Origin of the sequence: Microcoleus sp. B6-A1 (assembly GCF_036705085.1) — a bacterium.
Lineage (GTDB): Bacteria > Cyanobacteriota > Cyanobacteriia > Cyanobacteriales > Microcoleaceae > Microcoleus.
On sequence record NZ_JAUBTU010000141.1, the window covers coordinates 1 to 13264 of the forward strand.

The window sequence follows — 13264 nt, forward strand, 5'->3', positions numbered from 1 at the left end:
TTCAGATCGCACTCACTTTTTTCACTTCTCTATTTTATTGTGATCGCATTCCTCTTTAAAAACTGTCCGGAGTATTGAATTAATCAATTCATGGATTGAGGAGGGAGATGAACAAGAACAAACAGAAACCGCTGAATATCTCCGTAAAGCTTTAGATGAAGACCGCCTTTCTAATCGGCCATTATTCCCATGAGTAGAGTAATAATTCTCGACTCTGGCCCATTAGGAATGGTAACAAACCCTAAAGCATCCTCTGCTGAAATTCAAGAGTGCAAAGTTTGGCTAAACTCTTTAATGCGGAGGGGCGAAATAATAATTCTGCCTGAAATTGCTGACTACGAAGTGCGACGGGAGTTGATCCCCGCAGGTAAATTAGCAGGTATTCAACGGCTTGATGAATTGAAATTACAACTTACATACCGTCCTTTGACTACAGAGGTAATGCTTCTAGCGGCTCAGTTGTGGGCGCAAGCGAGAATGAGAGGAAGACCAACCGCAGAAGCCAATGCACTTGACGGGGATGTGATTTTGGCGGCTCAAGCAATATTGGATGCAAGTGAAGGCAATGATGTGGTAATTGCTACAACAAATGTGGGGCATTTGTCGCAATTTGTTGATGCTCGCGAGTGGCGGCTAATTCAGTAATGTTTAAATCGATCGCACTTAGCCAATCCCTGCTATACTTTGAACTACAGATATTTTTGCAGACACCGTTGGCGAGATAAACAGGATGGTGGAAACAGTGGACACAATCGAAAAAATTGACGATCGCACACAAACCCGCTACTGGGGTCAAGTTACAGTCATAGACGCGGGCGATCGTTATAAGATCAATCGCATTGAAGTCAAGCCGGGGCATCACATCAGCACCCAAATGCACTATCACCGCAGCGAGCACTGGGTTGTCGTCTCCGGTACCGCTAAAGTTATCTGCGACGACAAAGAGACGATTCTCATGCAGAAACAGTCAACCTACGTTCCCATGAATACTGCTCACCGCGTAGAAAATCCAGGCGTTATTCCCCTGGTGATGATTGAAATCCAAAATGGTGAATACCTCGGCGATGATGACATTATCCGCTTCGCCCAAGATGCTCACGAGCAAGATTGATCCTAGATCCAAATATGAACCAATCGTAGACGCCAGGGAAAAGCTTCGCACACCCAACAATGACCTACGCTACGCAGCGACCGGAAACAAGATAAATCCTACAATTAAAAATTTAGGGGCAATTTCAGAATTGCCCCTAGATTATTATATTAAATTGGTTAATCACCCGAATTTGATATAGCAATTGGCGATCGTCCTACGGCAAAGAAGCGTTTTTCAAATCTACATTTGCCATATTGGCATTCTTTAAATTAGCACCTGTCAAGTCCGAACCGTTCAAATTAGCACCGGTCAAATTAGCACCGGTCAAATTAGCATCCCGCAAGTTGACTCCCTGTACGTCTATTCCCGCCAAACTGCCACCTCTGAGGCTGACATTAGATAAATTCGCTACCGACTGGCGAGCATTTCTCAGGTTTGCACCCGCCAAATTGGCGCTTTCTAAATTAGCGCCGATTAAATTAGCGCTGGTGAGGTTGGTATTTTTCAAACTCGCAATCACTAAACCCGCCAAACTCAGATTAGCGCGGCTCAAATCAGCACCCTCCAAATTAGCCCCGTGCATTTTAGCCGCAATTAAACTCGCACCTTGCAATTTAGCTTGTTTCAGATTTGCTTCATTCAGTTTGGCTTCGTTCAAATTTGCACCGTTCAAATTTGCACCGCTCAGATTCGCACCGCTCAAATCTGCGCCCGTCAAATCAATACCAGCAAGCTCCGCTCCTGTCAAGTCACATTGGGTACATTTTTTAGTTTCTAATAATTGTTTGACGTGGGATACGTTTTCTGCCTTTACTCCCGATGCCAAACCGATCGCAATCAGCAGCCCTGTTGTTGTTAAAATTCCAAGTTTCATATACCCACCCTCAGCAATATCTCTCTCTTAATAATATCCCACATCATTAAAGAGGTTAGGGTGATCAGTCTCTTTGATAAACTGTGACAATCATCACCCTATTGTGCACAAACTATGCAATAATTATTGACGTTTCAACTCCCAAAAATTATTGTAACGAATTATTGCTTTTTCAGGAACCAAAAAGGAAAAGATTGCGTCGGTTCGAGACGGACGCCGGTGATGCTGTTCTGAGCAAAAGTATAGTCCTTATCCTGCCAAAGAGGGATGAAAGGTACATCTTTACCCAGTATGTCTTGAATTTCGGCAAACAGGGCTTTGCGGGTTTGGGGATTTGCTTCTTTTCGTTGCTTGTCGATCAGTTCATTTACCCGATCGCTATAATAAAACGAACCCTGACTTTGACTTGCACCCTTGGAGCAGCCCCCAGCCTCCGAACCTGTGGCACAATCTAAAAACGGCTGAATGTAATTGTCAGCGTCAAAAAAGTCGGCCGACCAATCCACTAAAACCGCTGGATAAATGCCCTTCTCTATGTTTTGAAACAAAGTCGGAGATTCAACGCTGTTAATTTCTACCTGCATTATCCCGTCCATTTTGAGTTTAGTTTGGGCCTCGATCGTACTCGCGACTAAAGCTCTTTTTCTTGAAGCCGAAGCATGCCAAATTTGCAGAACAAAAGGATTTGTGGCCGAGTATCCCGCTTTCGTTAAAAGTTCCTTGGCTTTGGCCGTGTTGGCGTCGCCGTACAGTTCTTTGAAAACCGGTTTTTGAACGTCCAAGGTTGTAGGAATCAGACTGTAAAGCGGTTGTGCTTGTCCCAGCAGTACGCGCTCGTTAATCAAGGGGCGATCCATCACTGCTGCGATGGCCTGTCTCACTTCTAACTTGTCCAGCGGTTTAGACTGCATATTCAGCGTCATGTAATTAACCGTACTGCTTTCCCCCGCGATTTCCTGCCATTTCCCTTTTTTTGCTCCCTCATCCAAGCTGCGAACTTGGTCTGCATCCAGAGACAAATAAGCCACATCAACTGCACCAGTCTGAAAAGTATTGAACAAATTTGACGAACTAGAAAGCAGCAAAATGTCAATTCCTTGATTAACCGGCTTTTCCCCCCAATACTTGTCAAAGACATCAAACTTGAGAGAATCGCTGCCGTACTTCGCCAGCTTGTAACGTCCAGTTCCCACAAAGGTATCGGGTTTAAATTTACCCTGTCCAATCTCGTATGCTTTCGGAGAAACCGCACACATACCCGAAAATGTCAACAGGGAAGGAAAAGCAGCAAAAGGCTTTTTGAGTTGAAAAGTTAATTCGTATTCGCCCGTCGCTTTCACGGATTCTACTGCATCGCTCAACAACAAAGCCGGACTGCCGCCATTTTGGATAAACCGTTGCAAGGAAAATTCCATTGCGGCGGCGTTAAACGGTGTGTCGTCGTGAAAAATAACGCCTTGACGCAAGGGGATTGTATATGTCAATCCGTCTTGGCTAACTTTTGGCATCGCTGTCGCTAAGTGGGGGATTAACTCTGTAGTTCCCGACTTGTAGGCGTAGAGAGTGTCGCCCAAATTGCGTAGCAATTGTCCAGATAAGGTTTCGTAACCGTCCGCAGGGTCGATCGTCCGCAATTTCAAAGTTGTGCCAATAGTAACGCGGTTATTAGCATTTTCGCCGCTCGCAGTGACCGATGGACGTGTTCTTTGTCCACAACTTGCAGTTAACAAGCAGCAAAGACAGAACAGAGCTATCGCTTTAATCACTGAAGGTTTTATATGTATTCTAGGCTGCTGCTTGTTAATTCCCATCGTCTTTTTTTGACACTCCAAATTATTGATTATATTATCAGGACTTACGCACTATTAGACTAGAAACCGGATTTATTGATAGATTCTCCTTTGACACTCCCTGGCCTGAAGGCACAGGGATTGTTAGGGTCGAGGGGAGTATTACTACTCCACCCCTCCCATCCGAAACCGTGCTTGCGACTTTCACCGCACACGGCTACTCAATGTGTTTCCTTTGTCACTACAGGACTTCAGACTCCCATCATTGGCAGTCTTTTCATCGTGGCAGTGTCGATGCAGTAATTGCAGGTTTTTCCACTCATCCTTTCCGCTTAGAGCTATGGGGATTTTATGGTCTACCTCCATCACATCCCATTCTTGGAAGCGTAATTCGCACCAAGGACATTGACCCTTTTGTTGTTTAAGCAACTTAGCCTTACGACTTGACATTTCAGGGTGTTTCCCTAGTCTTGAACTCCAGTAAACTGAGTCGTCATCGAATGGACTTTTATCGCCTTTGACTTTTACATAGTCAGTGCTACTGCAACTAAACTCACTATGTTTTAGTAACCGAAGGGGGTTCGCTTCCCCTTCTCTGGTTGCGAATACCCAGTTGCTGCCGCCAGTGGTTGTCCAGTATTTGATATGACCATCACTGATGTTTCCACAGCGGCGTTTTGCCCATCTACGAAGTTTCAGGTATGTGAGGTAATCCTGTTTTGATAGTTCTCCAACAGTTTGTGCGTCGGAATTTGAAAAGTAAGAAGTCCATCCCCTTATCACAGGGTTGAGGTCTTTAATCAGAGCCGCTTGGGGTGAAAACCTATGTTTTTTGATGAGTCTTCCGATTTCCTCTTGGTGAGCCTTACTCGCCTTCGGCGATGGGGTGATGAGTGTGTTAAAACCTAATATCCTACCTTCTGCGGTTTTGTTGCTTCGATATTTACCAGCGGGGTATTGCCTGATGTGATGACCTAAAAAGTCAAATCCGGCTGTACCATCCTCACTTAGTTCATCGTTGAGTGTGTGAGTTAGCCTCGTCTTTTCAGGTTTTAACTCCAGTCCAATGCCAGTTAACCATTGAGAGATTATCTCTTGACATCTTTTTATTACGGCTTTGTCTTTATGTAGAATTACGAAGTCGTCGGCATATCTAATGACTGCCAGGGATTGTCTTTTGCCCTTGTAACTTTTCTTTGTTCCACTTGAGTATCTGAGGTCTAGCGTTTCAGCAAATTGCTTAAGCGCTTCTTCTAAGCCGTGGAGGGCTATATTTGCAAGTAGCGGAGAAATGACTCCACCCTGCGGTGTACCCTCAGATGTAGCAGTAAAAGCTCCTTGGTCTATTACCCCGGACTTTAGCCAAGCTTTGATTTGTCGCCTAACCTTGCCCTTGATGTTCAACTTTTGGAGCAATGTCTGATGGTTGATGCGGTCAAAACATTTGGCTATGTCCGCGTCTAGCACGAACTTTGCCTCGCCTTGAATACAGTTTTTAATCTGTTTTATCGCATCGTGGCATGACCTGCCTGGTCTAAAACCATAGGAATTTGGCTCGAAAACCGCTTCCCATTCTGGTTCTAATGCAGCTTTGATAACTGCTTGCAAGGCACGGTCGTACATTGTGGGTATTCCTAATGGGCGCTTTTCCTCCCTTCCTGGCTTTGGTATCCATACCCTACGAGTGGGTTTGGATTTTCCAGTTAGTTTGAGTTGCTCTGTGAGTTTTAGACGTGCTGCTGGGGACAGGGATTTAATCCCATCCACTCCTGCCGTCTTTTTCCCTTGGTTTTCGACTGTTACCCTTCGTACCGCTAAGACCCTATTAGACCAAGACCTCATCAGCGTCTTTTGGAGCTTACGAACTAGCTTGACATCGCCACGGCGTGAAGCAGCGTAGATGCGTTTTTGTAACTTAAAGACGTACCGTTCGACTTGACGCCAATTAATAGTCTTCCATCCCTCTGTATTCTGTTGTGAATCAGAATTAGGCTTATTCATTACCACTTACACCTCTAGCGTTAACACCTTGCGGTTTACGTCAGCATATCCCGGCAGTTACGCCATCCCTTTTCAGGCATTACCCGTTGATTCAGGTTGGGCATTTGCTTCTTAAACCATCCTTTTCTCTCGTAGCATCTGGCTTGACTGCTTACCTGAACAAGAAACTGTACAGGAGCTAAGAGAGAGTTATTTCGTTCCTACTATCCATTGTTTGAGTCGTTAGGGCGTGTCTATCCACCGGGAGTTTAGGTAGTGCGCTATCTCAGTCCAAGACACTTGATAGACCTTATCCTTGTCAGTTGTTCCTGACCCAGGAGGTAGTTGAACTACAAGCTTATTTCCCCTGGTTGACTGTTACGATGGTTCAGATGACACTTTGCTGTTCTACCCATAGACTCTTGCTTGCAGTTGGTGTTTTCAGCTATTGTCACCAATTCCTGCTTTCACCCCCGCTTTACAAATTTGATAGTCAGTCTCCTCTGTAGGGGCTACCAAATAACTTGGTAGTTTGTGTGCTTTCAATCCCGCACCGAGATGCTAGGATTTAGTGTTTTATGGATTGAGTTATGATGGCGGTGTGACCTTCATCTTTTCCTTTTCTCCCCTAGCTGTCTTCGCAATTGCTTGGCTAGGTTTCTTCACCTACATGGATAGTAAGTTGTCATCAGTAAAGGATAAAAGTGCGAACTCTACCCTAGTGGGTTACTCTACTGAAGCCTGGAATCCCCCCATTTCTAGGTTTCTCCAAAACGAATCGCACCTTGAATCAGCCAGTCGATTTGCTCATTGATGCTGCCATCAAAGAGTAGAGATCGGTCTGTCCGCAAGCGTTAATTTCGGTGTGTCCCACCGTATTTAAATTGATTCCTACCTGTTTCAAGCCTTTTGCCAAAATGTTTCTCGCAGCGTTGTGATCACGATCTAATACCGTACCGCAATCACAAATATGGGTTCGAGTTGACAGGGTTTTCTTGACTAGATTGTCGCAATTTGAACACTCTTGCGATGTGTATTGAGGAGCTACAGCACTTATTGTTTTCCCGTACACTTTCCCAAAATACTCCAAATAATGATCAAGTTTGTGACCAAGCTACATCACTAATGGACTTAGCAAGCTTATGGTTTTTCACCATGTTCCGTACTTGAAGGTCTTCGTAGGCTACAAAATCGTTAGATTTTACCGCGCACAACGCCGTCTTTATGGCGAAGTCTTTACGCTGCCTCGTGACCTTCAGGTGTTTTCTTCCCAACGTATTAATTGCTTTTTTCCGATTGCTAGAACCTTTTTTCTTTCGAGAAACTCGCTTCTGCAATCTTTTCAAAGCTTTTTCACTCTTTCGGAGGTAACGAGGGTTGGCAACCGTTTCGCCATCGCTATCGGTGTAGAAATGGTTTAGTCCAACGTCTATCCCAATAGCTTTCCCAGTAAGAACAGGCTCCTCTTTCCGCTCCACGTTGATACAGAATTGGGCGTAATATCCATCGGCACGACGTACAATTCTGATTCGTTTTATCTCACCGGACGCATAGAAATGAAAATCCCGACTACCGATTAACTTGAACTTTCCAGCAGCAAAACCATCCTTGAGTGTCAAGTATCTTTTGTCTGTAGAAAGTTCCCAACCCGAGGTTTTATACTCAACAGATCGAGTATGTTTCTTGAACTTTGGATAGCCCTTTTTCCCTGGTTTCTTGGCTTTGCAATTAGCAAAAAAACGTTGGATAGCAAAAATGGCACGTTGGGCCATCGCCTGACGTGCCATCGAATTAAGCTTGCCAGCCCATTCAAACTCTTTTGCCATGATGGCGCATTGTTTGTACAGCTCTACTAACTTAACTCCTTGATTTTCTGTCCAATACTTTAGAGTTTTATTTCGGACAAATTGAGCTGTTCTGATCATCTCGTCGATGATCAGATATTGCTCTGCTTTGCCCTTTAAATTAAACTCTAATACTATCATGGGAATAGTTTACCACTTATACAAAGACTTTTACTTGCAAATTTGTACACTCAACAATTCTTCATAGTTTGATGAATTAAAGCCGTCCTATAAGGACGGGGCTTTAGACCCAATTTTTTGGTAATACAAATATCGCGGCCTAACCACAGCAACTTAAAAGCTTGGTGATGTTCGATCGGTTTGAACTCCTTCGGATCAATTTTTATCGCTTGCTGGATCATGAGTGTTCTGGCTAAGAAGTGCGACGATCGTCTTAATTAATTGATCCGGTTCGATCGGCTTTGCCAGATGTCGGTGAAATCCAGCTTGCAAAGCTTGCTGTTGATTAACCTCGCCCGCATAGGCAGTCAGGGCGATCGCGGGAATCTGCCCACCCCCGTCTGGCGGCAGAGCTCGCACTTGCCGCAACAGCATATAGCCATCCATCCCCGGCATTCCAATGTCGCTCAACAGGACATCTGGCTGCAAGCTAGCCAACGCCGCGAGGGCTTCTTGAGCGCCAGCAACAGTTACTACCTCTGCACCTGCATCTTCTAGCAAAAAGGAAATCAACTCTCGCATATCCGGCTCATCATCTACCACAAGTATCCGCATCCCGGATAACGGTTCCTCCGCAGTCGATCGTTCCGAAAGTCTTGCAAGAGAGTTTTCTTGTCTTACCTTCGGTGATAGGGGCAGTCTTACAGTAAAGGTTGCCCCTAACCCTTCACCCTGGCTCTGGGCCCCAACGGTACCGCCGTGCAGTTCCACTAGATGCCGCACGATCGCCAGCCCCAACCCCAAGCCACCAAACTTGCGGGTTGTGGCGCCATCTTTTTGCCGGAAGTAGTCAAACACGTAGGGTAAAAACTCCGGTGCGATGCCAATCCCTGTATCCGCCACCGTAATTTGAGCCTGATTGCCAACACGAGTCAAATTCACCTCAACGCGCCCCCCGGCTGAGGTGAATTTGACCGCATTGGAAACAAGATTCCAGACAATCTGCTGCAAACGGCCCGAATCCCCCAAAATTTGTCCGATCTGAGGATCTAACACAGTCCGAATATCAATGGATTTGGCAACAGCCGCCAAATTGACAGTTTCGATCGCCGATTCCACAGTTAAAGCTAAATCGACTGGACGAATATTCAGACTAAGCTTGCCTTGGAGAATTTTCGAGACATCAAGCAAATCTTCAATCAATTCAGTTTGCAGCTTGGCATTGCGTTCGATCGTCGCTAACGCCTGTGCAGTTTTGGCCGCATCCAGCTTGCCAGTTTGCAGCAGCTTTGTCCACCCCAGGATCGGATTGAGGGGCGATCGCAATTCATGGGATAGTACGGCTAAAAACTCATCCTTGATCCGATTTGCCTGTCTTAGCTGTTCCGCTTGCTGCTGCAGTGAATCGTTCAGATTTGCCCGTTCCAGAGCGATCGCGATCTGGTCACAGATAGATCCCAGCAGCTCGATTTCTGCAGGCGTGAAGTGCGTCCGAGTCAGACTGGCAAATGAGAGCGTTCCTAATAACTGCCCTTGAGCGATTAACGGTTGACCCACGTAAGCCGTCATGCCCAGTTCAGAGACGGCTTTAGCATTCGGATGAGTGGAGAGTTCGGCTTGATTCAAGACAAGTTGGTGCTGCGTTTGGGCAACAAATCCACAGAGATATTCCCCTAAATCGATCCATGCGATCGCCTGCGCCCTTTCTTCAGAGATGCCATCATAGTTTCTCAAATGCAGCATCGGGCGGTTGTCTTTTTCTTCCACCATGAAGTTGTAGTAAGAGTGCAGATCCAGTTGCACTGCAAGTTTGCGGAATAGCGTGTGCATCAAAGCCAGAGGCTGTTCTGTCTGCATCAGATCGCGGGTAGTTTCATACAGCAATTGCAGTCGCTCACTTGCTTGCCGTTGTGCAGTCTTGTCCTGCATGATTTTGACAAATCCCTGCGGACAATCCGCTTCATTAAGCAGGGGCATCATCAATCCACTGGCCCAAAAGCGATTCCCATCTTTGTGGACGTGCCAGCGTTCGTCTTCGGCCCGTCCTTGCAGTAGAGCCGTTTGCCTCTGGTACTCGGCTTGTCCTTGTTCGTTATCTTCGGGTGTGAAGATCATCCGACTCGAGCAACCAATTGCTTCTGTCTCGGTATAGCCCAACAACCTTTCTGCCCCTGAGTTCCAACTGGCAATGATGCCGTTAAGGTCGAGGGTGAAGATGGCATAATCTTTGGCGCTTTCAATGATCAGACGGAGGCGGGATTCACTCTCGCGCAGGGCTTCCTCAGCTTGTTTGTGGTCTTCAATATCAACACAGGAGCCGATGTAGCCCAAGAACTCACCGTCCAATCCGTAGCGAGGAACAGCTTCATCCATAATCCAACGGTATATGCCATCACAGCGTTTCAAGCGATAGTCCATCTTGAACGGTTGACGGGCATCAAAGGCAGTCACATACGTTTCTAAACAGCGCTCCAAGTCGTCGGGGTGGACTCCTTCTGTCCAACCATTGCCCCTTTCTTGCTCGATCGTCCGTCCCGTAAAGTTTAGCCACGGGAGGTTGAAGTAATAACAGATTTTATCGGTGCGGGCCATCCAAATCAGCACAGGGGCAGCATCTGCCATCAGGCGGAACCGTGCCTCACTCTCCCGTAGTGTGGCTTCGGCTTGTTTGCGATCGGTAATATCGTTGACCAGTGCTACAAACCCTTCAACTGTTCCCTGGCTATTGAAGCGGGGAACATAGGTCGCATTGACATAACGGGTTCGACCATCTTTGTAGGGAATTTGGGTTTCAAAGGTCACTTCCTGTCCTGCCAAGACTTGCTCAACATAAGGACGAATCCCTTCATAGCCAGTTTCGCCTAAAACCTCTTGGAGGTGCTTGCCATAGATTTCCGCTGCCGGATGTCCAAACCATTCTTCATATGCTCGATTGTTGAAGCGATAGCGCTGGTCTGAGTCTACAAAGGAAATCAAGGCAGGCACGGCATTGGTGACTAAACGAAGTTCTGCTTCTCGTTGTTGCAATACCTCCTCGGCCAGTTTTTGATCGGTGACATTTCGGAAATAAATGGTAATCCCGTTCGCGGCAGGGTAGGTGCGAACGTCATACCACCGATCGTGATCGGGATAAAACGCCGTGACTGAAAAAGCCACGCGCTCGTTTGCCACGCGCCGATGAACCCGCTCAAACTCGCTGCCATTGAGTCCTGGGAATTCTTCCCAAAAATTCTTCCCAATCAGAGCGCCCGGAGTGCGGTCTAGCAGAATTTCCGCTGACCGATTCACGTAAGTGAAACGCCAATTCTCATCAAGGGAAAAGAATCCATCATCAATACTTTCTAGAATGTTGCGACTCTGCTCTTCGCTTTGACGCAAGGCTTCTTCGGCTTGTTTGCGATCACTGATGTCGATTAATACGCCCCGCGTCGAAATTATGACGCCCTCAGCGTTATAGGCGCAATCGCTATGAGCCAAAATCCAACGAACGGTGCCATCTGCCCACAGCGTCCGATACTCAATTTCAGTATGCGGTTGATTCGCTTTTAGCTCAGTGATCACGCTGTGAACGAATGGGCGATCCTCGTGATGCACGGCTTCTAAAAACACCTGCATCGACATTGCGGTATTGACGGGTAAACCAAACATCGCTTTGGCTATGTCCGTAAAACTCAGGGTGTCAGTTTCTATATCCCAATACCACAAACCCAAATTGCCGCCTTCGGAAGCCAGTCGGAGTTGTTCTTCGCTATCACGCAACGCCTGGAACGATCGATCGCGCTCGAAGGCGATGCTGGCAACTTGGATGCCGAACTCGGCGAGTTTATGTTGCCAATCACTGGGCATCCGCGCCTCGCTAAAGCACAGCATCAGCGACCCCATAGGTACATTGTCCTGCCTGAACACGGGCTGAGAATGACAGGCTAGAATGCCATGAGCCACGCATAAATTTCGCCATGCTTGCGACCAGCGATCGTCGTTGGCAATGTCGGCGCAGGTCACGGGCTGACCGCTATACACTGCTTCGCCGCAGGTTCCAATGCACAAATCGTTAATCGGAGCATCTTGGAGTCCTTCACCAAAAGACGCTGGAAAGTCTGGAGTAATGGATCTCTTAAACGTCAGCCGCTGAGCATCGGCTAGCAGGAAGCAGGCGCGGGTACCCGGATTCAGCCTGGATACTGAGTCACACACGGCTGCCAGACAGTCGTCTAGTGGCTGTCCGAAGGCGATCGACTCCAGCAGTCGTTTCTGCTCGATGAGGAGGAGTTCCGTCTGTTTGCGATCGGTAATGTCAGCAAGCAAAACGGTCAGTCCACTGGGCGAAGGGTAAATTCGATGGTCATGCCAACCCTTCCAAGGTGAGTAGAGATAATCAAACTGGAGTGGCGTTTGTTCGCGCATTGCCCGATGAAACTGCACGTAAGCATCGGTGTCAACGGCAGCCGGAAATAGCTCCCAAACGTTCTGACCCAGAATCGCTGACAGCGGCATTCCAACCATTTCACAGTAGCGATCGTTGGCATAGGTGTAGCGCCAATCGCGATCGAGGATGTAAAACCCATCGTTGATGGTAGAAAGTACCGTTTCTAGCTGTTCTTTTGCCGCAGTCGCCGCCGTTTGTGCTACTTGGCCCCGAAGCTGGGCCTTCTGTTCTAGCGACCTTGCCTCCTGTAAAGTTTGCAAGGCTGCTTTCGCGTTTTTTATAGCAGTGCGCCACGATAGATTGAGTGAAGCGCTCAATCCTGCGGCGATCGAAAACATACCCAGCCGAACAATTGTTTCTACATTAACTATCTGTAAGGAATAGAACGGCTCAATAAAAAAATAGTTGATTGCCAGCGTGGATAAAATTGTTGCCAGAAACCCTGCCCCGAAACTGCCATACCAGGCACTCACCATCACCGCGATGAAAAACAGGGGCGTCGTTGTTGGGTAGAGCCACGGTAAAAGCGATCGGGTTAGCGCCAGTGCCACAGCCACGGAGAGGATCGCCACACCATAGGGAAGTAGTCGAATATCTCTGAAAATGCTGTTGATTCCCTCTAAACTCACCGTTTGTACTCCTTATCCGAAAAATATCTTGCTAGCATCGCCTTACTCATCCAGCAATATCTAAATTTGCTTGAGTGCCAAGCGAGAAGGCGTAGCGTGTCCATTTTCCCAACGATTAATCGTGGCAAAGGTCATCCCTAATTCATCCGCCAACTTTTTCTGAGACAGGTGCAGCGCTTGCCGCTGTTCTCGCACCAAATTACCGATCGCTGGTTGTTCCGCCCTCAGCCGTTCTCTTTTGAGATCCCTCAGAAGTAACAGGTATAAAGCTGTTTATATTTTACCAAAGAACTGGGTCTAAAGCCCCGTCCTTCGCTTGACGGCTTTTCCTCTTTAAGTGTATCAATCCAGTCCTCTACAAGCTGGGTCATTGTTTTTTCTTTCTGTTTGGCAATTCTCCGTAACTTTTTTAACCGACTCACGGCAATGCGAATAAGTAGTTAAGCAAAATTAATTACATAATTATCTCCAAATTCTTTAAGAATTTTTTCTACAGATGAAACAAGAG

The 13264-nt window shown here is 46.9% G+C and carries 7 protein-coding genes and 1 pseudogene; 2 read left to right on the top strand and 6 right to left on the bottom strand.

What is annotated here, in order from left to right:
* The first annotated feature begins 189 nt into the window (after positions 1 to 189).
* Both QUB11_RS29800 and QUB11_RS29805 read left to right on the top strand, forming a co-directional pair.
* On the top strand, positions 190 to 645 hold the full coding sequence (locus QUB11_RS29800) for a nucleic acid-binding protein (protein WP_333392472.1): 456 nt from the start codon (positions 190 to 192) through the stop codon (positions 643 to 645).
* A gap of 85 nt (positions 646 to 730) precedes the next feature.
* The gene (locus QUB11_RS29805) at positions 731 to 1111 is read left to right on the top strand and encodes a cupin domain-containing protein (RefSeq protein WP_445251431.1); all 381 of its coding nucleotides are present in this window, start codon (positions 731 to 733) and stop codon (positions 1109 to 1111) included.
* Between the two features lie 196 nt (positions 1112 to 1307).
* Here the strand turns inward: QUB11_RS29805 and QUB11_RS29810 are convergent, their stop codons facing one another.
* From QUB11_RS29810 to QUB11_RS29835, 6 genes and pseudogenes are all read right to left on the bottom strand, one after another.
* On the bottom strand, positions 1308 to 1967 hold the full coding sequence (locus QUB11_RS29810) for a pentapeptide repeat-containing protein (RefSeq protein WP_333202387.1): 660 nt from the start codon (positions 1965 to 1967) through the stop codon (positions 1308 to 1310).
* Positions 1968 to 2128: 161 nt separating this feature from the next.
* The gene (locus QUB11_RS29815; RefSeq protein ID WP_333202389.1) at positions 2129 to 3778 is read right to left on the bottom strand and encodes an ABC transporter substrate-binding protein; all 1650 of its coding nucleotides are present in this window, start codon (positions 3776 to 3778) and stop codon (positions 2129 to 2131) included.
* A gap of 183 nt (positions 3779 to 3961) precedes the next feature.
* Positions 3962 to 5758: a group II intron reverse transcriptase/maturase gene (gene ltrA / locus QUB11_RS29820; protein ID WP_333207524.1), complete on the bottom strand. Its 1797-nt coding sequence runs from the start codon at positions 5756 to 5758 to the stop codon at positions 3962 to 3964.
* A gap of 769 nt (positions 5759 to 6527) precedes the next feature.
* A pseudogene (locus QUB11_RS29825) lies at positions 6528 to 7722 on the bottom strand (RNA-guided endonuclease InsQ/TnpB family protein).
* Positions 7723 to 7917: 195 nt separating this feature from the next.
* Positions 7918 to 12756 carry a PAS domain S-box protein gene (locus QUB11_RS29830; protein ID WP_333207390.1) on the bottom strand — a complete coding sequence of 1613 codons (4839 nt, stop codon included), beginning with the start codon at positions 12754 to 12756 and terminating at the stop codon, positions 7918 to 7920.
* Positions 12757 to 12816: 60 nt separating this feature from the next.
* Positions 12817 to 12951 (bottom strand): helix-turn-helix transcriptional regulator, encoded by a 135-nt coding sequence (locus QUB11_RS29835; protein WP_333207392.1) that lies wholly within the window; start codon positions 12949 to 12951, stop codon positions 12817 to 12819.
* Positions 12952 to 13264 lie beyond the last annotated feature (313 nt).

Excerpts from the sequence above, each read along its gene's own strand:
- QUB11_RS29800 (WP_333392472.1), top strand. The coding sequence starts at position 190 with ATGAGTAGAGTAATAATTCTCGACTCTGGCCCATTAGGAATGGTAACA.
- QUB11_RS29805 (WP_445251431.1), top strand. The coding sequence starts at position 731 with ATGGTGGAAACAGTGGACACAATCGAAAAAATTGACGATCGCACACAA.
- QUB11_RS29810 (WP_333202387.1), bottom strand. The coding sequence starts at position 1,967 with ATGAAACTTGGAATTTTAACAACAACAGGGCTGCTGATTGCGATCGGT.
- QUB11_RS29815 (WP_333202389.1), bottom strand. The coding sequence starts at position 3,778 with ATGGGAATTAACAAGCAGCAGCCTAGAATACATATAAAACCTTCAGTG.
- ltrA (WP_333207524.1), bottom strand. The coding sequence starts at position 5,758 with ATGAATAAGCCTAATTCTGATTCACAACAGAATACAGAGGGATGGAAG.